Annotated in this window: 20 protein-coding genes; 15 read left to right on the forward strand and 5 right to left on the reverse strand. The window is 64.9% G+C overall.

Annotation, left to right across the window (positions count from 1 at the left end):
* Positions 1–8 precede the first annotated feature (8 nt).
* The 4 genes from ACZ9A3_RS13605 to ACZ9A3_RS13620 are packed head-to-tail and all read right to left on the reverse strand — an operon-like array spanning position 9 to position 6,091.
* Positions 9–1,292: an acyl-CoA dehydrogenase family protein gene (locus ACZ9A3_RS13605; protein WP_476252777.1), complete on the reverse strand. Its 1,284-nt coding sequence runs from the start codon at positions 1,290–1,292 to the stop codon at positions 9–11.
* 22 nt (positions 1,293–1,314) lie between these two features.
* Complete coding sequence (locus ACZ9A3_RS13610) at positions 1,315–2,247, reverse strand: ABC transporter permease (RefSeq protein ID WP_258594032.1); 933 nt, start codon at positions 2,245–2,247, stop codon at positions 1,315–1,317.
* On the reverse strand, positions 2,244–3,959 hold the full coding sequence (locus tag ACZ9A3_RS13615; protein WP_476252778.1) for an ABC transporter substrate-binding protein: 1,716 nt from the start codon (positions 3,957–3,959) through the stop codon (positions 2,244–2,246). The genes ACZ9A3_RS13610 and ACZ9A3_RS13615 overlap by 4 nt, the downstream gene beginning before the upstream one ends.
* Positions 3,960–4,003: 44 nt before the next feature.
* The gene (locus ACZ9A3_RS13620) at positions 4,004–6,091 is read right to left on the reverse strand and encodes a TonB-dependent receptor family protein (RefSeq protein ID WP_476253333.1); all 2,088 of its coding nucleotides are present in this window, start codon (positions 6,089–6,091) and stop codon (positions 4,004–4,006) included.
* Positions 6,092–6,589: 498 nt separating this feature from the next.
* Here ACZ9A3_RS13620 and fdnG point away from each other — a divergent pair, with 498 nt between their 5' ends.
* The 9 genes from fdnG (at position 6,590) to ACZ9A3_RS13665 (ending at position 15,336) form a co-directional block, all read left to right on the forward strand.
* Positions 6,590–9,640 carry a formate dehydrogenase-N subunit alpha gene (gene fdnG, locus ACZ9A3_RS13625; RefSeq protein ID WP_476252779.1) on the forward strand — a complete coding sequence of 1,017 codons (3,051 nt, stop codon included), beginning with the start codon at positions 6,590–6,592 and terminating at the stop codon, positions 9,638–9,640.
* A 17-nt stretch (positions 9,641–9,657) separates the two neighbouring features.
* Complete coding sequence (gene fdxH, locus ACZ9A3_RS13630; RefSeq protein WP_275559268.1) at positions 9,658–10,548, forward strand: formate dehydrogenase subunit beta; 891 nt, start codon at positions 9,658–9,660, stop codon at positions 10,546–10,548.
* Entirely contained in the window at positions 10,545–11,192 is a 648-nt protein-coding gene (locus ACZ9A3_RS13635) for a formate dehydrogenase subunit gamma (RefSeq protein WP_213603920.1), read from the forward strand. Before fdxH ends, ACZ9A3_RS13635 begins: the two co-directional genes overlap by 4 nt.
* Positions 11,189–12,100 carry a formate dehydrogenase accessory protein FdhE gene (gene fdhE, locus ACZ9A3_RS13640; protein WP_093381292.1) on the forward strand — a complete coding sequence of 304 codons (912 nt, stop codon included), beginning with the start codon at positions 11,189–11,191 and terminating at the stop codon, positions 12,098–12,100. The genes ACZ9A3_RS13635 and fdhE overlap by 4 nt, the downstream gene beginning before the upstream one ends.
* A gap of 65 nt (positions 12,101–12,165) precedes the next feature.
* Positions 12,166–12,393 (forward strand): hypothetical protein, encoded by a 228-nt coding sequence (locus tag ACZ9A3_RS13645; RefSeq protein ID WP_045194298.1) that lies wholly within the window; start codon positions 12,166–12,168, stop codon positions 12,391–12,393.
* 118 nt (positions 12,394–12,511) lie between these two features.
* On the forward strand, positions 12,512–13,126 hold the full coding sequence (locus ACZ9A3_RS13650) for a LysE family translocator (RefSeq protein WP_258597815.1): 615 nt from the start codon (positions 12,512–12,514) through the stop codon (positions 13,124–13,126).
* A 12-nt stretch (positions 13,127–13,138) separates the two neighbouring features.
* Positions 13,139–14,662, forward strand: coding sequence for an FAD-dependent oxidoreductase (locus ACZ9A3_RS13655; protein ID WP_476252780.1), 1,524 nt, complete (start codon positions 13,139–13,141; stop codon positions 14,660–14,662).
* Positions 14,663–14,738: 76 nt separating this feature from the next.
* A complete protein-coding gene (locus ACZ9A3_RS13660; protein WP_309475560.1) occupies positions 14,739–14,999 on the forward strand; it encodes a YceK/YidQ family lipoprotein in 261 nt (86 codons plus the stop codon).
* 1 nt (position 15,000) lies between these two features.
* A complete protein-coding gene (locus ACZ9A3_RS13665; RefSeq protein WP_258594042.1) occupies positions 15,001–15,336 on the forward strand; it encodes a hypothetical protein in 336 nt (111 codons plus the stop codon).
* 81 nt (positions 15,337–15,417) lie between these two features.
* Here ACZ9A3_RS13665 and ACZ9A3_RS13670 read toward each other — a convergent pair whose 3' ends face one another.
* Entirely contained in the window at positions 15,418–16,590 is a 1,173-nt protein-coding gene (locus ACZ9A3_RS13670) for a sugar transporter (RefSeq protein WP_258607334.1), read from the reverse strand.
* 226 nt (positions 16,591–16,816) lie between these two features.
* Between ACZ9A3_RS13670 and ACZ9A3_RS13675 the strand changes: the two genes are divergently transcribed.
* The 6 genes from ACZ9A3_RS13675 to ACZ9A3_RS13700 all read left to right on the forward strand — a co-directional run bounded on the left by ACZ9A3_RS13675 (position 16,817) and on the right by ACZ9A3_RS13700 (position 21,911).
* Positions 16,817–17,392 (forward strand): NADAR family protein, encoded by a 576-nt coding sequence (locus tag ACZ9A3_RS13675; RefSeq protein WP_258594046.1) that lies wholly within the window; start codon positions 16,817–16,819, stop codon positions 17,390–17,392.
* Between the two features lie 62 nt (positions 17,393–17,454).
* Entirely contained in the window at positions 17,455–17,679 is a 225-nt protein-coding gene (locus ACZ9A3_RS13680; RefSeq protein ID WP_010222367.1) for a hypothetical protein, read from the forward strand.
* A 133-nt stretch (positions 17,680–17,812) separates the two neighbouring features.
* On the forward strand, positions 17,813–19,312 hold the full coding sequence (gene glcD, locus ACZ9A3_RS13685) for a glycolate oxidase subunit GlcD (protein ID WP_093387457.1): 1,500 nt from the start codon (positions 17,813–17,815) through the stop codon (positions 19,310–19,312).
* Positions 19,312–20,367, forward strand: coding sequence for a glycolate oxidase subunit GlcE (glcE, locus tag ACZ9A3_RS13690; RefSeq protein WP_476252781.1), 1,056 nt, complete (start codon positions 19,312–19,314; stop codon positions 20,365–20,367). The genes glcD and glcE overlap by 1 nt, the downstream gene beginning before the upstream one ends.
* Before the next feature lie 3 nt (positions 20,368–20,370).
* Positions 20,371–21,606, forward strand: coding sequence for a glycolate oxidase subunit GlcF (gene glcF, locus ACZ9A3_RS13695; RefSeq protein WP_476252782.1), 1,236 nt, complete (start codon positions 20,371–20,373; stop codon positions 21,604–21,606).
* A gap of 41 nt (positions 21,607–21,647) precedes the next feature.
* Positions 21,648–21,911 (forward strand): PepSY domain-containing protein, encoded by a 264-nt coding sequence (locus tag ACZ9A3_RS13700; protein ID WP_476252783.1) that lies wholly within the window; start codon positions 21,648–21,650, stop codon positions 21,909–21,911.
* Position 21,912: the final 1 nt, after the last annotated feature.

Raw genomic sequence — 21,912 nt, forward strand, 5'->3', positions numbered from 1 at the left:
GAGTGGGGTCAGACCGCGCTGGCTTCATCGCGGGCGGCGTTATCCTGGGCGTGCAACTGGCGCCAGGCGGCACCAGGGCTGATGCCGTTGAGGTAGTAATTGCCCAGCGCCCGCTCGCGGTAGATCGCCGGGTTGTGCGAGGCCAGGGTGCGGGCATTGCGCCAATGCCGATCGAGGCGCCGGGCCTGGCTGGTGGCCGAGGCGCCGCCGACTTCAAACAGCAAGGTGGTGGCTTCGAGCACCTGCTCGAGAACAATCTGCTGGGCCTGGTAGGTGCGAATGTCGGCCTCGACGTAGTGCTCCTCGCCAATCGAACCGTCGAGCTCGGCTTCATGCACGGTCTGCAGCACTTGGGCGACATCCAGCACCAGGGCCTGGGCGGCATAGGCCAGGCTCGACAGACGACCGATCACCCGCTGCACCAGCGGGTCGTCCTTGGGGCTGGACTGGCCCGGCACGCCAAAGGCGCGGGTGCGGCCCTGGACGAAGGCCACGGCATCGCGCTGCGCAGCGCGGGCGATACCGGCCAGGGTCGCCAGGTGGTACAGCTGGTAGAAGGCCGACAGGTAGGATTCGGCGCGCAGCTCGCCGGGCTTGAAGCGCCGCAGCACCTGCTGCGGCGGCACCGCGACATTGGCAAAACGGGTAGTGCCGCTGCCGCTCAGGCGCTGGCCGAAACCGTCCCAGTCATCTTCCAGGCTGACCCCTGACGCCGTGGTCGGCACCACCACGCTGACAAAATCCTCGTCGAGCATGGCCACCGCCGCCACCCAGTCGGCATAGATGGCGCCGGTGCAGTAGTACTTCTCGCCGTGCAGCAGCCAGCCGGCCTCGGGCACCTGCGGGTCGGCGGCGCGCAGGCGCACCGAATTGCCGGTGGTGTCGGTGCGTTCGGCCATGGCCGCGCCCCACAACTGCCCCGCCGCCACCTTGGCCAGCCAGTGCTGTTGCGAAGCGGCATCGCCACTGGACAACCGGCCTTCGACAAAACCGAAGTGGGCGCGAAAGATTTGCGGCAGGTTGGAGTCGGCTTCGGCCAGGTCGATCAGCAGGCGAAACAGCACCGGCAGGCTGACCTGGGCGCCGTTCAATGCCTGGGGCACGCGCAGGGCGCCAAAGCCGGCTTCGCGCAGCCAGGCCACCGGCTCATGGGCCAGGGTGCGCTGCTGCTCGCGCTCGACCGCACCTTCGGCAATGCGGGCAAACACCGGGGCAAAGCGCGCCTGCAGGTTTACGTAGTCCTGGCCTGCGGGGTTCGCAGCCAGGGCTGTTGGCAGTTCATGGGCACTCATGGCTGGTCCTTGAGATTCGGGTTCATAGGCTTTTGCTACGGGGGTCGACCCAGTGGTTGATCAGGTCGACGAGAAAGTTGACGAGCACATAAATCGCCGCCGCCAACAGGGTGATGCCCAGCAGCAAGGGCATGTCCTTGGTCACGGCGGCGTCGAGCATCAAGCGGCCGATGCCCTGGCGGGCGAAGAGCATTTCGATGATTACCGCACCGCCCAGCAAGCTGGCGAAAACAAAGCCCGACAACGTCACCAGCGGCACCAGGGCATGGCGCAAGGCATGCTTGAGGCGCACGCCGGTCTCGGACATGCCGCGGGCGCGGGCCATGGCGATAAACGGCTGTTCGAGGATGTCTTCCAGCTCCTGGCGCAGTACCTGGGTCAGCACCGCGGCAATCGGCAGGGCCAGGGCCAGGCTCGGCAGCATCAGCGCCTGCCAGCTGTTGGAACCGGATGGCGGCAGCAGGTGCCAGCCGAACGAAAACACCAGCAACAGCACGATGCCGATCACGAACGACGGCGCCGACGACAGCACCAGTTCAGTGCCGGACACCAGCGAGCGCACCCAGCGCGGCCGGTTGGCGGTGAGCACCGCGCAGCTCACCGCCAGCACAATCGACAGCAAGGCGGCGGCCAGCGACAGCTGCACGGTGGCGCCCAGCTGGCTGCCGATTACCTGCAGTACCGGGATGCGCAAACGGTATGACTCGCCCAGATCGCCCTGGGCCAGGCGCGCCAGGTACTGGCCGTACTGCACCCACAACGGCTGGTCGAGGCCGTATTCGGCGCGCACTTGGGCGATCAGCTCGGCGCTGGGCATGGCGTCGGGGCCGCCGAGAATCGCCAGGGCCGGGTCGCCGGCGCTGAGGTTGATGGCCAGGAAGGTCAGGGTCGCCGCGCCCCAGAGCACGCCGATGCCGGCCAGCAGGCGCCAGGCCAATCGTTGCAAGCTAGTCATTTGCCCTCCGGGTCGAGCCAGACACTGGTGAAAAACGGGGTGTTGTGCGAAGTGTCGAAAATCAGCCCCTTGACCTGCTTGCGGTAGGCCAGCAGCACATGGCTCTCGAACACCGGCACCGCCGGGATGGTCTGCGCCAGGCGCTGCTGGGCGATGCGATAGAGGTCGTTCAGCGCAACCGGGTCGGTAGTCCGCCGGGCCGCGCTGAGTACCCGGTCGAGCTCGGCATCGCGAAAGCGCCCGGCGTTCTGGCCGATCAGCTTGGCGGTGCTGATTGCCTGGCTGTGATAGAGGATGTACAGGCCATCGGGGGTGTTGGTGTGCCAGTAGCCGCCGCCGATCAGCTGAAAATCACTGGCGTAACGGCGCTGGGTGACCTGGGCCAGGGGCAGCAGGTCGATGTCGATCTTGAGGCCGATCTTCTTCAGGTCGGCCTGGATGGCCACGGCGATGCTGCTCGGGTAGGCCGCGGTTTCGTAGGTCAGCAGGTGCGCGGCCAGGCGCTGGCCGTTCTTGACCCGGTAACCCTCGGCGTCGCGCTCACTCCAGCCGGCCTGGTCGAGAATGCGGTTGGCCTCGGCGACGTCATAGGCCAGTACATCCTTGAATGCCGGGTCGTAGTAGCGGGTGTTGGCGGCAAGAAAATCACCCTTGGCCAGGTACTCGCCAAAACCGGTGATCCAGGCCAGGCCGTCGCGGTCGATGGCCTTGGCCACGGCGCGGCGCACCTGCACGTCGTCGAAGGGAAAGCGCTCGACGTTGAAGGTCAGGCTGCGAAACGGGTTGGCCTTGCGAATGCGGCTGCGCATCTGCAAGTCCGGGTTGTCACGGATAGCCCGGGCGTTCTGGGTCGGGGCGTCGACGGTGAAGTCCGACTGGCCGGCTTCCAGGGTACTGAAGCGGATCATCGGCTCGGGGACGATGCTCAGCTCCAGGCGGTCGAGGTAGGCCTCGCCCTGGTGGCGGGTGACTGCGGGCGCCCAGTTGTAGCCCTTGCGCTTGACGAAGTTGGCGCCCTGGTCGCGGGTATAGCTTTCCAGCACGAAGGGCCCGGAGCCGATCGGGTGCTCGGCGATGGTCTTCGGCGCTTCGAGGATCTGCCGGGGCGAGATCATGCTCAGCCACGACTGCGCCAGCACATCGAGGAACGGCGAATACGGCTCGCGCAAGTGCGCTTCGAAGGTGTACTCATCGACGATGCGCCCGTCGACATATGGGGCGATGTAGGCAGCGGCCAGCGGCGATTTGGTCGCCGGGTCGCGCATGTGTTCAAGGTTGACCTGCACGGCACGGGCGTTGAATTTCTCGCCATCGCTGAAGGTCACGTCGTCGCGCAGGTGAAAGGTGTAGGTCTTGCCGTCGTCGGAGATCTCCCAGGACTTGGCCAGCCACGGCGAGATATTGCCCTGCTCGTCCTGGTACAGCAGGCAGTCGAACAGAATACGCCCCAGCCACTGCACATTGCCGTGGGAAATCGAATGCACGTCCAGCGTCGTGGTGTCGGAGGCCGTCGACACCCGCAGGGTGCCACCGGGCTTGCCCGGGGCGGCCTCGTAATAGTCCTGCGCGCCATAGCTGAGGGTGCCGTTGTGCAGCGTGCCGTCGATGCCGCTGCTGCCCTGCTCCGGCGATTGCTCCACCGGCTTGCAGGCGCCCAGGGCCAGCAGCGCGCCAAGCACGGCGGGCGCGCCCAGCCTTGCGATTACTCTCATGCGGTTCTCCTGCAGGTGCCGCACGAACGGCACCCGCCCCTGGCTCAAAAGTTGTAGGCAATCCCGGTGTAGGCGCCGAAGCCGTCACCCGGGTACAGCGAAGCGGTGTCCTGGCCCTTGGCGTCGTAGCTGGGCACCAGGGCGGTGACGTAGTCCTTGTCGGTGAGGTTCTTCAGGTCCAGGTACACCTGCCAGGTCTTGTTCGGCGCGTCATAGCCCAGGCGTGCGCCCCACAGGGTGTAGGACGGCGCGTAGAAGCTGTTGGCGTAGTCCACCGCCGTGCTCGATGCCGAGCGCACGTTGACCCCGGCGTAAAAGCCGTTGGCGTACTGGTAGAACAGCTCGCCCTGGTAGATGTGCTTGGGCAGGCCCGGCAGCTCGTTCTTGCTGAACAGCGGGTCGTTGCGGTAGTGGAAGTCGTTGAGGGTGTAGGCCTGGCGCCAGCTCAGCACATCGCCGTTATCGCGTTGCCAGAGCTTGGTGGTCAGCCCCGCCTCGATGCCCTGGTGGATGGTCGGGCTGGCGTTGGAGGTCGAGACCACGGCGGCCGAAGTGTTGGTGGCCGGGAGGATTTCGACGTTGAGCAGCTCGTCCTTGATCCACGATTTGTACAGGGTCAGGCTGCCGTCGAAAATCTCCGAACGCCCGCGAATCCCCAGTTCAACCGTGTTGGCGCTTTGCGGCACCAGGGTCTTGGCGAAGTTGGTGGTCACCCCCGAGCCGGAACTGGACCAGGAGCTGGGCGGGTCGATCGAGCGGCTGACGTTGCCGAACACCTGCACGTCCGGGGTCAGGTAGTAACGCAGGCCGAGCCGTGGCGCCAGTTTCCATTGTTGATAGCGATAGTGGCTGGGGATGCCGCTGGTGTTGGGCCGGTCGCTGAAATTGACATCGACATTGCGCTTGACCTCAATGGCCGAGAGGCCCGTGGACAGGTACAGGTTGTCGGTCAGGCCGAGGTCGTTGCCCAGCGAGAACACATGGTCGAACGAGCCGTCGTACTCGACCTGCTTCTGCAACCGGCCCAGGTCCTTGTCGCCGCTGTAGGTGCGCACCCCGGAGCGGATGTGCTGGGTGCTGCTCCAGCCGACCGTGGTGGTGCTCGGCAGGCCAAACAGCTGGTCGCTGCGGGTGTACTTGAGCGAGTAGTTGATGTCGCGCCAGTCCCAGTAGTTGGGGTTGACCGTGCTCTTCTTGCTAAGGATCTGCGGGTAATTGTGATAGACCAGCCCGGCCACCAGGGTCGAATCGTCATCGAAGGTGTAGGTGGTCTTGCTGCCGACCCAGGTTGAGCCTTCCTTGGTCGAGTCGCCGCGGGTGGCGCGGGTGCTGGGGTTGGTTTGCGAGGAGTTCTTCTTCAGTTGCGCCAGGGTCAGGGCCCCGGAGTTTTCGTGGTATTCCTCGCGGTAGCGGATGTACAGGCGGGTTTCCAGCTTGGGGTTGAAGCGGTAGCCGAAGTTGCTCACCACGCCCTTGGCCTTGGTGAAGGTGAAGTCCTGGTAACCGTCGCGCTTGGAGTTGTCGACACTGATGAAGTAGTCGGCATTGCCAGCCACGCCACCGGTGCTGAGGGTCTGCTTCTGCCAGCCGAAACTGCCGCCTTCGACCTTGATGCGGTTGCCCGGCGCAGTGAGGCCGGAGTTGGTAACGAAGTTGATCGCCCCGCCCAGCGACAAGGCGCCGTATTCGAAGGCGTTGGCACCGCGCAGTACCTCGGTGTAGCTCAGGCCCTGGGTGTCGAGCAGCTCGTAGGGCGTGCCACCGGCGCCAGTCAGGGCCAGGCCGTCGAAGAGAAACTTGGTGCCTTCGCGAAAGTAGCCAGGCGATGTGTTGGCGCCCGAGCCGCGAATGGAAATCTTGATCGCATCGTTGCCGCCGGCCGCCTGCGCATACACCCCCGGCTGATAGGCCAGGGTGTCTTCGAGGGTGGCCGAGCGGCCCTTCTCCACCTCCGCCTGCTGGACCAGCCCGGTACCGCCGGGGATCTCGTCCAGTTGCGCCTGCGCCGCTTCTACCGGGGTGGCTTTGGCGGCCTGGACGGTAACCGTCTCCAGGCGTTTTTCAGTCTGTGTGGCGTCTTCGGCCTGGGCCAGCGGCGCCAGGCTCAACAGGGCGGCGCCGACGCTGGCCAGCTTCCAGTCCTTGCCTACTACTTTGGTCGAAGATTTGGATAAAACGGATGTTGCCCGAGGCACGAAATTCAAGGTCTTGCTCCCCACCTGATTAAAAAATAGGCGAGTTTCTATTGGTATAGTCAATCTCGAAGGGAGCTGTTGCAGCGTCCGTGCCAACCACAAAATCCCTTGAAATCCTTGGGTTTGAGCGGTTTCAACGGTTTAAACAATTGTTCGAATTGCGGGTATCTGTCCAACTGCTGTTGCCTGGCGAACAGTTGATCATGGCCCAGGCCTTGATAGATCCTGTCGATAGACCTATCAACAAGGTCGATTAGTCCCACATTCCGTACGGGAATACACTAGCGCGCATACGTCCGCTTAAAACCCTGCGCCAGACAGGGACCTGCGACACACCGTGCTTCGACACCCCAGCCAACTGCGCTTGCGACGCCTTGTTGCCGGGCATGCCTATGCCCGCAGCTTTGTGCAGCCGATAAGAACGAGGAGATACCCATGGGACTTGGCAGACGACAGTTTTTCAAGCTGTGTACCGCCGGCGTCGCCACCGCCACCTGTGCAAGCCTGGGCTTTGCCCCGGGCGTGGCCCAGGCGACCCAGTCGCGCCAGTACAAGCTGCTGCGCGCCAAGGAAACCCGTAACAACTGCACCTATTGCTCGGTCGGTTGCGGGATTCTCATGTACAGCCTCGGCGACGGCGCCAAGAACGCCAAGGCGCGGATCTTCCATATCGAAGGCGACCCTGATCACCCGGTCAGCCGTGGCTCGCTGTGCCCTAAAGGCGCCGGCCTGGTCGACTATGTGCACAGCGAACAGCGCCTGCTCTACCCCGAATACCGCGCACCGGGCTCGGACAAATGGCAGCGCATCAGCTGGGACCACGCCATCGAGCGCATCGCCCGGCTGCTGAAGGACGACCGCGACGCCAACTTCATCGAGAAGAACGCCAAGGGCACCACGGTCAACCGCTGGCTCAGCACCGGCATGCTCTGCTCGTCGGCGGCCAGCAGCGAAACCGGCTCGCTCGACCAGCGCTTCACCCGTGCCCTGGGCATTCTCGGCACCGACAGCCAGGCGCGGGTCTGCCACGCGCCGACGGTTTCGGCCCTGGCGCCGACCTTTGGCCGTGGCGCCATGACCAACAACTGGGTCGACATCAAGAACGCCAACGTTGTGCTGATCATGGGCGGCAACCCCGCCGAGGCGCACCCGGTGGGCTTCAAGTGGGTGATCGAGGCGAAGATCCGCAACGGCGCCAAGGTCATCGTCGTCGACCCGCGCTTCAACCGCAGCGCCGCGGTGGCCGACATCTACTCGCCGATCCGCGCAGGCTCCGACGTGACCTTCCTGATGGGCGTGGTCAACTACCTGATCAGCCACGACAAGATCCAGCACGAATACGTACGCCACTACACCAACGCCAGCCTGATCGTGCGCGAGGACTACCACTTCGACGACGGCCTGTTCAGCGGCTACGACGCCAACAAGCGCAGCTACGACCGCAGCTCCTGGACCTACGAGCTCGACAGCAAGGGCTACGCCAAGCGCGACCTGACCCTGCAGCACCCGCGCTGCGTGTGGAACCTGCTCAAGGCCCACGTCAGCCGCTACACCCCGGAGATGGTCACCAACGTCTGCGGCACGCCCAAGGACGACTTCCTGAAGATCTGCGCGATCCTTGGCGAAACCAGCGCCCCGGACAAGACCGCGACCTTCCTCTACGCCCTGGGCTGGACCCACCACACCAACGGCGCGCAGATGATCCGCGGCTCGGGCATGATCCAGCTGCTTTTGGGCAACATCGGCATGGCCGGTGGTGGCGTCAACGCCCTGCGCGGCCACTCCAACATCCAGGGCTACACCGACCTGGGCCTGCTGTCGCTGCGCCTGCCCGGCTACATGAACCTGCCGTCCGACGAGCAGACCGACATGGCCACCTACCTCAAGCAGGTGACGCCGGTGGCGCTGCTGGAGGATCAGGTCAACTACTACAAACACACGCCGAAATTCTTCGTCAGCCTGATGAAAAGCCTTTGGGGCGACAAGGCCACCAAAGACAACGACTGGGGCTTCGACTGGCTGCCCAAGTGGGACGACAGCTACGACGTGCTCAACTTCAGCAACCGCATGTACGAAGGCAAGGTCAACGGCTACATCGCCCAGGGCTTCAACCCGGTGGCGGCCTTCCCCGACAAGAACAAGGCCCAGGCAGCGCTGGCCAAGCTCAAGTTCCTGGTGATCATCGACCCGCTGGCCACCGAGACCTCGAGCTTCTGGCAGAACCACGGCGAGCAGCATGACGTCGACACCGCGGCGATCCAGACCGAAGTGTTCCGCCTGCCCTCCTCGTGCTTTGCCGAGGAAGACGGCTCGATCGTCAACTCCGGGCGCTGGCTGCAGTGGCACTGGGCCGGCGCGGCGCCTCCGGGCGAGGCCTGGCACGATGGCAAGATCCTCGGCCACCTGTTCCTGAAGATCCGCGAGCTGTACGAAAAGGAAGGCGGCGCCAACCCGGCACCGATCCTCAATATGGCCTGGGACTACGCCGACCCGCTGGACCCCAAGCCCGAGGAAGTGGCCAAGGAGTCCAACGGCCGCGCCCTGGCCGACCTGCACGACGAGCAAGGCAAGCTGATTTTGCGCAAGGGCCAGTTGCTCAGCGACTTTTCGCAGTTGCGTGACGACGGCACGACCCAGTGCTTCAACTGGATCTTCGCCGGCTCCTGGACCGAACAGGGCAACCAGATGGCCCGCCGCGACAACGCCGACAGCGGCCTGGGTTGCACCCCGGGCTGGGCCTGGGCCTGGCCGCAGAACCGGCGCATCCTCTACAACCGCGCCTCGGCCGACCCGCAGGGCAAGCCGTGGGATCCGAAACGCAAGCTGATCGGCTGGGACGGTGTGCGCTGGAGCGGCGTCGACGTGCCCGACTTCGCCGTCACCGCCGCCCCCGGTGGCAAGGTCAACCCGTTCATCATGCTGCCCGAAGGCCTGGGCCGGCTGTTCTCGGTCGGCGCCATGAACGACGGGCCGTTCCCCGAGCACTACGAGCCGACCGAAAGCCCGCTGGCGAGCAACCCGCTGCACCCGAACGTGACCTACAGCCCGACCGCGCGACTGTACGAAAGCGACCGCCAGCGCATGGGCAAGCGCGAAGAGTTCCCCTACGTGGCGACCACCTACTCGATCACCGAGCTGTTCCGCCACTGGACCAAGCACGCGCGGTTGAACGCCATCGTCCAGCCCGAGCAGTTCATCGAGATCGGCGAGAAACTCGCCGCCGACAAGGGCATCGTTCAGGGCGACCTGGTCAAGGTCAGCACCAAGCGTGGCTACATCAAGGCCAAGGCCGTGGTGACCAAGCGCATCCGCCGCCTGGCCGTCGATGGCCAGGATGTCGACACCATCGGCATTCCTTGCCACTGGGGTTACGAAGGCAGCACGCGCAAGGGCTTCCTGGCCAACACCCTGACCCCGGGCATCGGCGAGTCGAACACCCACACGCCGGAGTACAAGGCGTTTCTCGTGAACATTGAAAAGGTCTGAGGGCGAATACCATGTCCATGCAATCCCAAGACATCGTCCGCCGCTCAGCCACCAACGTGCTGACCCCGGCGCCGCACACCCGCGATCACCAGGCCGAAGTGGCCAAGCTGATCGACGTGAGCATCTGCATCGGCTGCAAAGCCTGCCAGGTGGCCTGCAACGAGTGGAACGACCTGCGTGACGAGGTCGGCCACAACGTTGGCGTGTACGACAACCCGGCCGACCTGTCGGCCGAAACCTGGACGCTGATGCGTTTTGATGAAGTCGAAGATGAAAGCGGCAAGCTCGAGTGGCTGATCCGCAAGGACGGCTGCATGCACTGCGCCGACCCCGGCTGCCTGAAAGCCTGCCCGCAACCGGGAGCGATCATCCAGTACGCCAACGGCATCGTCGATTTTCAGTCCGAGCACTGCATCGGCTGCGGCTACTGCATCGCCGGCTGCCCGTTCGATGTGCCGCGCATCAGCAAGAAGGACAACAAGGCCTACAAGTGCACGCTGTGCGTCGACCGCGTGTCGGTCGGCCAGGAGCCGGCCTGCGTCAAGACCTGCCCCACCGGGGCAATCAACTTCGGCAGCAAGCAAGACATGCTGCACCAGGCCAGCGAACGGGTCACCGAGCTGCAGGGCCGCGGCTTTGCCGGGGCGGGTATCTACGACCCGCAAGGCGTTGGCGGCACCCACGTGGTCTACGTGCTGCAGCATGCCGACAAGCCGCAGCTGTACCACAAGCTGCCCACCGACCCGCGCATCAGCAACGCCATCCAGGGCTGGAAAGGCTGGATGAAACCGGTGGCCGCGGCGGCGTTCTTCGCCACCCTGGCCGGCACCCTGTTCCATTACATCGGCGTCGGCCCCAACGAAGTCGATGAACAGGACCAGAAGATCGAAGAGGATACCCACGCATGAACAAGGACAAACTGATCCTGCGTACGCGCTTCATCGAGCGCGCCAGCCACTGGTTCATGGTGATCTGCTTCTTCGCCGTGGCGCTGTCGGGGCTGTCGTGGTTCTTCCCCTCGCTCAACGGCCTCAACGCGGTGTTCGGCACCCCGCAGCTGGCGCGCATCCTCCACCCGTTTTTCGGCGTGGTGGTATTTTTGCTGCTGATGTTTCTGTTCGTGCGCTTCGTGCGCTACAACCTGCCGGAACGCGAAGACCTGCAGTGGTTCAAGAACGTCAAGCAAGTGCTGGCCGGCAAGCATGAGCCGGCGCTGAACATCGGCAAGTACAACGCCGGGCAGAAGATCCTGTTCTGGGGCATCATGGCCCTGATCAGCCTGCTGCTGCTCAGTGGCGTGGTGATCTGGCGGCCGTATTTCGCGCCGCTGTTCAGTATCCCGACCATCCGCATCGGCTTGCTGGTGCATGCACTGGCCGGCATCAGCCTGATTCTGCTGATCATCGGCCATGCCTACCTGGCATTCTGGGTCAAGGGTTCGATCCGCGGCATGCTCACCGGCTACGTCAGCCGCAGCTGGGCCAAGACCCACCACGACCGCTGGTACCGCCAGCTGAACAGCAAGCAAGGTAAAGCCGGGAGCGACAAATGAGCAGCATCCAGATGACCCCGGTGCAGACGCCCAGCGGTGGCGTCAACGAGATCGTCGCGGTACTGCTGCCGTCGCTCAAGGACCGTTACTCAAAACGCGCGGCGCGCCTGCGCCAGCTGGCCGACGGCCACGCCATGGGCGATTACCTGGGGTTTTGTGCCGGTATCGCCGAGGCTCAGCAGCAACTGCTTGCCACCCTGCCACTGCCTGAAGCGCTGGCGGCCGGGTTGGCGGCGCGCCTGGACGCCGGCCGGGCGCCGCTGGCAAGCGCAGAGTACCCGCGCGACGCTTACTGGCAGCAACTGCTCGGCGCCTTGATCGAGGCACTGTACGGCGACGCCACGCCAGCGGTGCGCAGCACCCTCGACGCCTTGCGCGGCTACTCGCCAGCGCAACTGGAAGAGCGCGCCAGCGCCTTGCTGGCCGGTAGCTACGAGCAGGTCGACAGCGGCCAGGCGCTGTTCCTCTGGAGCGCGCTGTCGCTGTACTTCACCCAGTTGGCCAATGCCCTGCCGGCTTCGGCCAGGGCCTCGCTGGGCGAACAGCGCCAGCACTGCCCGGTGTGCGCCAGCGCGCCGGTGGCCAGCGTGATCATGAACGGCGCCCAGGCCGGCCTGCGTTACCTGCATTGCAGTTTATGCGAGAGCCGCTGGCACATGGTTCGGGTAAAATGCAGCAACTGCGAAGCCACCGGCGCCCTCGACTACTGGTCGCTGGAGCGTCAGGATGCCGCGATCAAGGCCGAGAGCTGCAACGACTGCCACAGCTACCTGAAAGTGCTGTACCCGGAAAAGGACCGCGACCAGGAAGTGCTGGCCGATGACCTCGCTTCCCTGGCGCTGGACGCCGAAGTGGAGCGCGAGGGTTATGGGCGCAGTGGTGTCAGCCCATTTCTGTTTCCCGGCTGATAAAGCTATCGCGACCCGACTTGACCCGCGATTGCCCCCCTTTTCACCCCACACCCGGAACCCCCATGGGCATCAAGAAATCTTCCGCCGAACTCAAGCGCGACCTCAAGGCCGTCGCCGGCAACCTGGAACGCACCGCCGGTGAAATCAGCAAGCTGGCCGAGCGCATCGACGGCGTCGACGTGGTTGCCGTGCTGCACCTGATGAATCGCCTGTACAAAGACTCCGACAAGCTCAAGGCCTACGCCGACGAAATCAAGGTCGGGCGCATCGTGCGTGGCAAGGCCGAGTAGCCAGGCCATGCGCCGACGACTGACTAGCAAAAGCTGCCAGGGCTCTTACACTTGATCTGAACGGTTGACGTCTGTAGACATGCTTGCAGCCAACCTTGACGAGATGGAGCCTGTCGCGATGCCGAGCCTGGATTTTCTCATTACCTCATTGATCGTCGTGCTGATTCCCGGCAGCGGCGTGATCCTGACCATCTCCACCGCTCTGGTGGCCGGCAAGCGCGCCAGCCTCTACACCGCGCTGGGCTGTACGGCGGGGATCGTCCCGCACCTGCTGGCCTCGATCCTCGGCCTGTCGGCGATCCTGCACACCAGTGCCCTGGCCTTCCAGGGCCTGAAGTTCGCCGGCGTCGCCTACCTGCTGTACCTGGCCTACGCCACCTGGCGCGACCGCTCGGCCTTCGCCGTCGACAGCATCAGCGCGGTGGGTAGCGCTGGCAGCCTGATCCTGCGGGCCTGCCTGCTGAACATCCTCAACCCGAAACTGACGATTTTCTTCCTGGCGTTCCTGCCGCAGTTCATCAGCGCCGAGGCGGGCTCGGTGAGCGGGCAGATGCTCAGCCTGAGCGCAGTGTTCATGCTCATGACCTTCGTGGTGTTTGTGCTGTATGGCCTGCTGGCCAACCTGTTCCGTCGCGCGGTGATTGAATCGCCGCGGGTTCAGAACTGGCTGCGCCGCAGTTTTGCTGCCTCTTTTGCCGGCCTGGGCCTGAACCTGGCGTTCGCCCAGCGCTGAGGAGCGCCTGCGATGAACCGCTGTGACGTACTGATTATCGGCGCCGGCCCCACCGGGCTGGTGCTGGCGCTGTGGCTGAGCAAGCTGGGCATCAAGGTGCGGATCATCGACAGAACCAGCGGCCCCGGCACCACCTCCCGGGCCCTGGCGGTGCAGGCGCGGACCCTGGAGCTGTACCGCCAGCTGGACCTGACCGAGGCAGTCCTCGCCCAGGGCCACCAGGTGCCGGCGGCCAACCTGTGGGTCAAGGGCGAAACCGCCGCGCGGCTGCCGTTCAACAGCATTGGCGCCGAACTTACGCCCTACCCGTTCCTGCATATCTACCCGCAGGACCAGCACGAGCAACTGCTGATCGAGCGCCTGCAGCGCTTTGCGGTGGCCGTCGAACGGCAAACCGAGCTGCTCGGCTTCAGCCAGGACGCCGAAGGCGTCACCGCCCGCCTGCGCCATGCCGACGGCGTCGAGGAAGTCTGCCAAGCCGATTACATCGCCGGTTGCGACGGCGCCCGCTCGACGGTGCGCAAGGTCCTGGGCATCGGCTTTCCCGGCGGCACTTACGAGCAGGTGTTTTATGTCGCCGATGTCGATGGCGCGGGGCCGGCGTTCAATGGCGAGCTGCACGTCGACCTCGACGAGGCCGACTTTCTCGCCGTATTCCCACTGGCCGGCAGCGGCCGCGCGCGGTTGATCGGCACGGTGCGCGACGCGCGTGCCGAACACCCCCGCGACCTGCGTTTCGAGGATGTCAGCCAGCGTGCCATGGAGCACCTGAAGGTCGAGATCCATCAGGTCAATTGGTTCTCTACCTACCGCGTGCACCACCGGGTGGCCGAGCAGTTTGGCCACCAGCGCGCCTTCCTGCTTGGCGACGCCGCCCACGTACACAGCCCGGCCGGTGGCCAGGGCATGAACACCGGCATCGGCGATGCCATCAACCTGGCGTGGAAACTGGCGGCGGTGTTGCAAGGCAGCGCCACCGAGGCCCTGCTCGAAACCTACGAAATCGAGCGCAGTGCTTTTGCCCAGCGGCTGGTGGCGACCACCGACCAGGTGTTCAACTTCATCACCGCCGACGGCCGCCTGGCCGCCCTGCTGCGCACCCGCCTGGCCCCCGTGCTGCTGCCGCGGGTGGCGGCGCTCAAAACTGCGCGGACGTTTTTGTTCCGCACCGTTTCGCAAATCACCCTGAACTACCGCGACATGCCCCTGAGCGTCGGCAGCGCCGGCCAGGTACATGGTGGCGAGCGCCTGCCGTGGGTCAGCGACGGCGCCCACGACAACTTTGCCGGGCTGGCGCGGATGCGCTGGCAGGTTCAGGTGTATGGTGCGGCCAGCGGCAGCCTGGTGGCCTGGTGCAGCGAGCGCGGCATGCCGCTGGAAGTGTTCGAATGGTGCGACGCCCACGAGGCGGCCGGCTTGCAGCGGGACGGCGTGTACCTGCTGCGCCCGGACAGCTACGTCGCGCTGGCCCAGGTCGGCGCCGGGCCAGAGGTGCTCGAAGAGTACTTCAGTGCACGCGGGATGCGCGGATACTAGCGCTGTTGTGCGAGAATGCGCGCAGGTTTCGCCTCTCTATCTGCTAAGGAATGGCATCATCAGAATCCTCACCTCTTTGCTCCTGGCCTCGACCCTGCTCCTGGCCAGTTGCGGCACTTTTCTTGCGCGCGGCTCCAACAGCTACGGCAGCGGCGACTACTACAAAGGCACCCAGGCCAACGTCCAGTTACTGACCACGATTGGCGCCAGCGGCTACGAAGGTTATTCAACGATCTTCTGCTGGGTGACCATCGTCTGCCCGGTGGCTGCGATTGTCACCCTGCCGGCGGACATGGTGGTCGACACCGCCCTGCTGCCCTATGACTCGATGAACTGAAATGCCCCAGCTCGACTACCGCCGCGTGGCGTTTCTGAATATCTACATCAATGACTTCATCATCTATATCGGCGCGCCGCTGATGGTGCTGACCCTGTTCGACTGGATGCCGAAAAGCCTGGGCACCGCCATTATCCTGGTGGTTCTGGGCCTTGGCTGCCTGACCTTTCCGTTGTCGATGCTGGTACGCTGCCCACTGTGCAACGCAGCGATGATGCACTTGTACAAGGATGAGGTTGGCACCGCGCTGTCCCGCCGGGTCGGCTTCAGCGAAGTGCGCAAGCTGAAAAAGGTGCGTTGCCTGGGCTGCGATGGGCTGCTGAAGATTCGCGATTGATCGCGGGGCAAGCCCGCTCCCGCAGGTTTTGCGCAGTCCGTGTGGGAGCTGGCTTGCCGGCGATGGGCTGCAACGCAGCCCCTAGGCGCGGGCAAACCTGTAGGTCGTCACCCCGCACAACAGCAACCCCGCCAGGGCCAGCGATCCGCCGACATAGCCGATGTTACCCAGGCCCATGTGCACGCTGACCAGGCTGCCGATCAGCGCCCCGGCACCAATGCCGATGTTATAAATGCCGGAGAACATGGCCATGGCCACGTCGGTGGCGTCCGAGGCGAGGATCAGCACCTTGGACTGCAACGCCAGGCTGAAGCACATGATCGACACACCCCAGAACACGCTCAAGGTACCCAGCAGGCTGAAGTCGGCGGCCAACGGCAGCAACAGCAGCAGACAGGTCGCCAGCATGGCGATCGCGCCGATCAAAAAGCCCTGCGGGAATCGCTCGCTGTAGCGGCTGAACAGCACCGAACCGAACACCCCGGCGCCGCCAAACAGCAACAGCAGCACGGTGGTCAGTTCGCCGCCGATCTGCGCGACGTTCAGGGCAAACGGCTCGATGTAACTGTAGGCAGTGAACTGCGCGGCAATCACCAGCGCCACCAGCACATACACGGTGACCAGCGCCGGGCGCTTGAACAGCACCGGTACGCTGCGCAACGAGCCGGAGTTCTGGCTCGGCAGCAGCGGCAGCGATTTGACCAGGCACAACAAGGTTGCCAAGGCCACCCCGGCAATCGCCAGGAAGGTGGTGCGCCAACCCAGGGCCTCGCCCACCACCCGCCCCAGCGGAATGCCCATGACCATCGCCAGGGTGGTACCGGTTGCCAGCAGCCCCAGGGCCTTGGCCTGTTGCCCCGGCGGCGCTACGCGCACTGCCAGCGAGGCAGTAATGGCCCAGAACACCGCATGGGCCAGGGCGATGCCGATACGGCTGACCAGCAGCATGCCAAAGCTCTGCGCCACCCCCGAAAGCAAATGGCTGAGGATGAACAAGGCAAAGACGATGATCAGCAACTTGCGCCGCTCGATATTGCGGGTCAGCAGCATCATCGGCAGCGAGGCCAGGGCCACCACCCAGGCATAGATGGTCAGCATCAGGCCGACCTGGGCGGTAGACATGTCGAAGCTGCGGCCGATGTCGCTGAGCAGCGCCACCGGGACGAATTCAGTGGTGTTGAAAATGAAGGCCGCCAGGGCCAGGGCGATGACACTCAGCCAACTGCCGGTTCGCGCATCCACGGATGTATTCATGAGTAAAGCCTTGCTCCGAGTCGTTTGCGGTTGCCGGGAACGAAAACGCGCCCAGCGCCAGACACTCATGCCGGTCGGGCCTGAGTGAAGCGTGTGCGCTGAGGAAAGATTTATAAGTATGCGGGGTATCGCTTGCTGGCAAGGATAGTACGTCAGCACCGAAGCTGTCACAACCGCGCAGGCGTGGAGTACCATGGCCCGATTCGTTCATGGAAGACTCCCCGCTATGTCGCAACCCTCCCAGGCTTTGGCCAACATCCTCGACAATGACAGCCTGATCGGCGCTATCGACCAGGGCCTGGCGCCGCAGTACCTGTACTTCTGGGGCCACCGGCAAAAAGTCGAGGGCAAGCCGGACAAAAGCTGCTTCAGCCAGTGGTTCGAGGCCGGCTTCAAAGAGCAAGGCCTCCACTACCCCAGCGCCGAGCACTACATGATGGCCGGCAAGGCGCGGCTGTTCGACGACCAGGCAACGCTGGCGAAAATTCTCGCCGCGCGCACGCCGGCCGAGGCCAAGAAGCTGGGCCGCGAAGTCGCCGGCTACGATGACGCCGCCTGGGTGGCCGAGCGCTCGGCGATCGTCGAGCAGGCCAACCTGCTCAAGTTCGAACAGAACCCGGGGCTGCGCACATTTCTACTCTCTACCGCCGGCCAGGTGCTGGTCGAGGCCAGCCCGGTGGACAGCATCTGGGGCATCGGCCTGGACGCCAAGGCCGCGCAAGCGGACGATCCACGCCAGTGGCAAGGGCTGAACCTGCTCGGTTATGCGCTGATGCGCGTGCGCGAGCGCCTGGCTGGCTGAGGGCCCAGCGCAGGATTTTTCTGCGCTGCTACACTTTATTCGCGCAGATGGAGGATTCCCTCATGTCCGATAAAGAGATCACCACAGCCCTTAACCTGATCAACCAGCGCCAGGCCCGGCTCGCTTCGGCGTGCAAGGAGATTGCCGACTGGATCGACCGCCAGGGCGATGTGCCGGTGGCCGGCAAGATCCGCGACACCCTCAAGGCCGTCGAAGCCGATGATCAGCTGGTCAGAAAAACCCTCACCTCGCTGAGCGTCGAACGCCCGCTGCCGCGTTTCCGCTAGCCCGCAAAGGCGGGTGGCGGGTGCGCGACACGCGTGAGGTCAATCGCCCAAGAGCCTGGGTCGCCAGTGCCAGGTGCTGTTTATCGTCTACGATTTCCAGCAACTTCTGGCACATTCCGGTGACTGGCTGTCAATGAATATCCTTTACGACGAAAACGTCGATGGTGCCCTGCCCGCCGTCGACAAGCAGGCGCTGCTGCAGGCCTTGCAGGCACAACTGCCCGATCTCGATATCCTCCACGCCGAGGAAGACCTCAAGCCCTACGAATGCGATGGCCTCTCGGCCTACCGCACACTGCCGCTGCTGGTGTTGCTGCCGCATACCCTCGAGCAGGTGCAAGGCATTCTCAGGTTGTGTTTTGCCCGCAAGGTGCCGGTGGTCGCCCGTGGCGCCGGCACTGGCCTGTCGGGCGGCGCCCTGCCCCTGGAAAAAGGCGTGCTGCTGGTGATGGCGCGCTTCAACAAGATCCTCGCCATCGACCCCGCCGCGCGCACCGCGCGGGTGCAGCCGGGGGTGCGCAACCTGGCGATCTCCCAGGCCGCCGCGCCTTATGAGCTGTACTACGCACCCGACCCGTCGTCGCAGATCGCCTGCTCGATCGGTGGCAACGTCGCCGAAAATGCCGGCGGCGTGCACTGCCTGAAATATGGCCTGACCGTGCACAACCTGCTCAAGGTCGAGATCCTTACCGTTGAAGGCGAATGCCTGACCCTCGGTGCCGACAGCCTCGATGCCCCGGGCTTTGACCTGCTGGCGCTGTTCACCGGTTCCGAAGGCATGCTCGGGATCATCACCGAAGTAACGGTCAAGCTGCTGCCCAGGCCGCAGGTGGCCAAGGTACTGCTGGCGGCTTTCGACTCGGTGGAAAAAGCCGGGCGCGCGGTTGGCGACATCATCGCTGCCGGGATCATTCCCGGTGGCCTGGAGATGATGGACAACCTGGCGATCCGCGCCGCTGAAGACTTCATTCATGCCGGCTACCCGGTCGACGCCGAGGCGATTCTGCTGTGCGAGCTGGATGGCGTCGAAGCCGATGTGCACGACGATTGCGAGCGGGTACGTACCCTATTCGAACAGGCCGGTGCCAGCGAAGTACGCCAGGCCCGTGACGAGGTGGAGCGGGTGAAGTTCTGGGCCGGGCGCAAGAACGCCTTTCCGGCGGTCGGGCGAATTTCAGCCGATTATTACTGCATGGACGGCACCATCCCACGCCGCGAGTTGCCCCATGTGCTGCAACGCATCGCCGCGCTATCGCATAAATACGATCTGCGGGTGGCCAACGTCTTTCATGCCGGCGACGGCAACATGCACCCGCTGATCCTCTTCGATGCCAACCAACCTGGCGAGCTGGAGCGCGCCGAAGCCTTTGGCGGCGAGATTCTCGAACTGTGCGTGAGTGTCGGCGGCAGCATCACCGGCGAGCATGGCGTCGGCCGCGAGAAGATCAACCAGATGTGCGCGCAGTTCAGCAGCGACGAGCTGACCCTGTTTCACGCAGTCAAGGCCGCCTTCGACCCCCATCGCTTGCTCAACCCCGGCAAGAACATCCCGACCCTGCAGCGCTGCGCCGAGTTTGGCGCCATGCATGTGCACGCCGGGCAACTGCCCTTCCCCGAGCTGGAGCGCTTCTGATGCTGGCGCACAACAACGATGCCAGCCAGGCGCTGCTCGAACAGGTCAACCAGGCCCGCGCCGAGGGCACGCCCTTGCGCATTCGAGGCGGCGCCAGCAAGGCTTATCTCGGCCGCCCGGTAGCCGGGATCGAGCTCGATACCCGCGAGCACCGCGGCATCGTCAACTACGACCCGACGGAGCTGGTGATCACCGCCCGCGCCGGCACGCCGCTGACGGAATTGACGGCGACGCTTGAGGCCGCCGGGCAGATGCTGCCCTGCGAGCCGCCGCACAGTGACGACGGCGCCACCCTCGGCGGCATGCTCGCTGCCGGGCTGTCGGGGCCGCGCCGGCCCTGGGCCGGCTCGGTTCGCGACTACGTGCTCGGCACCCGGGTGATCAGCGGCCTGGGCCTGCACCTGCGTTTTGGCGGCGAGGTGATGAAGAACGTCGCCGGCTACGACCTGTCGCGGCTGATGGCCGGCAGCTTCGGCTGCCTGGGGCTGATCAGCGAGGTGTCGCTCAAAGTGCTGCCCAAGCCGCGCTGCGACGCGCACATCGCCCTGCAGCTCGACCCGCAGCAAGCCCTGCTGAAACTGGCGCAATGGGGCCAGCAACCGCTGCCGATCAGCGCCGCCTGCCATGACGGCACGGTGTTGCGTCTGCGCCTGGAAGGCGGTGAAGGTTCGGTCAAGGCCGCCCGCGACCGGCTCGGCGGCGAGCGCTTCAAGGCTTGCTGGTGGCAAGACCTGAACCACCAGCGTCTGGGGTTTTTCGCCGACCCGCGCCCGCTGTGGCGCATATCCTTGCCCAACCACAGCCCGCTGCTGGAGCTGCCCGGCGAGCAACTGCTGGACTGGGCCGGTGCCCAGCGCTGGCTCAAGTCCGAGGCCCCGGCCGAGGCCATTCGCGCGGCTGCAAGCCGACTGGGCGGCCATGCCACCTGCTACAGCGCCAGCGACAGCCCGTTCCAGCCGCTACCCGCGGCCTTGCTGCGCTATCACCAACAACTCAAGCAGCGCCTCGACCCGCAAGGGATCTTCAACCCCGGGCGGATGTACGCGGAGATCTGAGCCATGCAAACCACCCTGAGCGATGCCGCCAAGCGTCTGGCCCGCGCCGAAGAGGCCGAGCGCATCCTGCGCAGTTGCGTGCACTGCGGCTTTTGCAACGCCACCTGCCCGACCTACCAGTTGCTCGGCGACGAACTGGACGGCCCGCGCGGGCGCATCTACCTGATCAAGCAGGTGCTCGAAGGCCAGCCGGCCAGCGCCAAGACCCAACTGCACCTGGACCGCTGCCTGTCGTGCCGCAACTGCGAAACCACCTGCCCGTCCGGGGTCGATTACCACAACCTGCTGGACATCGGCCGCGCCGTGGTCGACCAGGCGGTGGCCCGCCCGCCGCTGCAGCGGGCCTTGCGCAGCGGCCTGCGTAACCTGGCCAGCCACCCGACAGCGTTCAAGCGCCTGGTGCAACTGGGGCGCAGCGTCGACAGCCTGCTGCCGGCAGCGCTCAAGGCCAAGCTGCCGCGCTCGGCAGCCACGGCCCAGGCGCGCCCGCAAGCGCACCATGAGCGGCGGGTACTGCTGCTTGAAGGCTGCGTGCAACCGGGCCTGTCGCCCAACACCAATGCCGCCACGGCGCGGGTGCTCGATCGCCTGGGCATCAGCGTCACCGCCACGCCCCAAGCCGGCTGCTGTGGCGCCGTCGACTATCACCTCGATGCCCAAGCCCGTGGCCTTGAACGCGCCCGGCACAACATCGACGCCTGGTGGCCGGCCATCGAGGCCGGCGCCGAAGCCATCGTGCAAACCGCCAGCGGTTGCGGCGCCTTCGTCAAGGACTACGCCAAGCTGCTGCACGGCGATGCGCAGTACGCAAGCAAAGCCCGGCGGGTCAGCGAACTGGCCAGGGACCTGGTCGAGGTCGTCGCGGCCGAGCCCCTGGATAAACTGGCCTGCCACAGCGGCCAGCTGCTGGCAGTGCATTGCCCGTGCAGCCTGCAGCATGCGCAGAAGCTTGGCGGCAGCGTCGAGGCCCTGCTCAAGCGCCTGGGTTTCAACCTCAGCAATGTGCCCGACGGCCACCTGTGCTGCGGCTCGGCGGGCACCTATTCGCTGACCCAGCCGCAACTGGCCAGGCAACTGCGCGACAACAAGCTCGATGCCCTGGAAAGCGGCCGGCCGGATGTCATCGTCAGCGCCAATATCGGCTGCCAGACCCACCTCGATGGCGCCGGGCGCACCCCGGTGCGGCACTGGATCGAGCTGGTGGACGAGGCGCTAGCGAAGTCGCCAAGCCTGGCATAAGCTCAAACGGGCACCCCTGTTCGACAACCCGAGGACTCGTCATGCGTCATCTTCTGCTTGTCTCACTGCTGGTCATCAGCCCCGCCGTCCTGGCCAAGACCGAATGCAGCACTGCTGAAAAGAACCAATGGCAGGACCAGAACAACTTTCAGGAAGAGCTGAAAAAGCAGGGCTACGAGATCAATAAATTCAAGGTCACCGATGGCAACTGCTACGAGATTTACGGCATGAACAAGGACGGTAAAAAAGTCGAGATCTACTTCGATCCGGTCACCGGTAAAAAGGTGAAGGAAGAGATCGAGTGAG

Source organism: Pseudomonas sp. TE4620, assembly GCF_056279045.1.

What these genes read in the sequence shown, in the direction of transcription:
- fdhE (WP_093381292.1), top strand. Translation starts at nt 11,189, where the DNA reads ATGAGCAGCATCCAGATGACCCCGGTGCAGACGCCCAGCGGTGGCGTC.
- glcE (WP_476252781.1), top strand. Translation starts at nt 19,312, where the DNA reads ATGCTGGCGCACAACAACGATGCCAGCCAGGCGCTGCTCGAACAGGTC.
- glcD (WP_093387457.1), top strand. Translation starts at nt 17,813, where the DNA reads ATGAATATCCTTTACGACGAAAACGTCGATGGTGCCCTGCCCGCCGTC.
- ACZ9A3_RS13650 (WP_258597815.1), top strand. Translation starts at nt 12,512, where the DNA reads ATGCCGAGCCTGGATTTTCTCATTACCTCATTGATCGTCGTGCTGATT.
- fdnG (WP_476252779.1), top strand. Translation starts at nt 6,590, where the DNA reads ATGGGACTTGGCAGACGACAGTTTTTCAAGCTGTGTACCGCCGGCGTC.
- ACZ9A3_RS13675 (WP_258594046.1), top strand. Translation starts at nt 16,817, where the DNA reads ATGTCGCAACCCTCCCAGGCTTTGGCCAACATCCTCGACAATGACAGC.
- ACZ9A3_RS13655 (WP_476252780.1), top strand. Translation starts at nt 13,139, where the DNA reads ATGAACCGCTGTGACGTACTGATTATCGGCGCCGGCCCCACCGGGCTG.
- ACZ9A3_RS13610 (WP_258594032.1), bottom strand. Translation starts at nt 2,247, where the DNA reads ATGACTAGCTTGCAACGATTGGCCTGGCGCCTGCTGGCCGGCATCGGC.
- ACZ9A3_RS13635 (WP_213603920.1), top strand. Translation starts at nt 10,545, where the DNA reads ATGAACAAGGACAAACTGATCCTGCGTACGCGCTTCATCGAGCGCGCC.
- ACZ9A3_RS13615 (WP_476252778.1), bottom strand. Translation starts at nt 3,959, where the DNA reads ATGAGAGTAATCGCAAGGCTGGGCGCGCCCGCCGTGCTTGGCGCGCTG.
- glcF (WP_476252782.1), top strand. Translation starts at nt 20,371, where the DNA reads ATGCAAACCACCCTGAGCGATGCCGCCAAGCGTCTGGCCCGCGCCGAA.
- ACZ9A3_RS13645 (WP_045194298.1), top strand. Translation starts at nt 12,166, where the DNA reads ATGGGCATCAAGAAATCTTCCGCCGAACTCAAGCGCGACCTCAAGGCC.
- ACZ9A3_RS13670 (WP_258607334.1), bottom strand. Translation starts at nt 16,590, where the DNA reads ATGAATACATCCGTGGATGCGCGAACCGGCAGTTGGCTGAGTGTCATC.
- ACZ9A3_RS13665 (WP_258594042.1), top strand. Translation starts at nt 15,001, where the DNA reads ATGCCCCAGCTCGACTACCGCCGCGTGGCGTTTCTGAATATCTACATC.
- ACZ9A3_RS13680 (WP_010222367.1), top strand. Translation starts at nt 17,455, where the DNA reads ATGTCCGATAAAGAGATCACCACAGCCCTTAACCTGATCAACCAGCGC.
- fdxH (WP_275559268.1), top strand. Translation starts at nt 9,658, where the DNA reads ATGCAATCCCAAGACATCGTCCGCCGCTCAGCCACCAACGTGCTGACC.
- ACZ9A3_RS13700 (WP_476252783.1), top strand. Translation starts at nt 21,648, where the DNA reads ATGCGTCATCTTCTGCTTGTCTCACTGCTGGTCATCAGCCCCGCCGTC.
- ACZ9A3_RS13605 (WP_476252777.1), bottom strand. Translation starts at nt 1,292, where the DNA reads ATGAGTGCCCATGAACTGCCAACAGCCCTGGCTGCGAACCCCGCAGGC.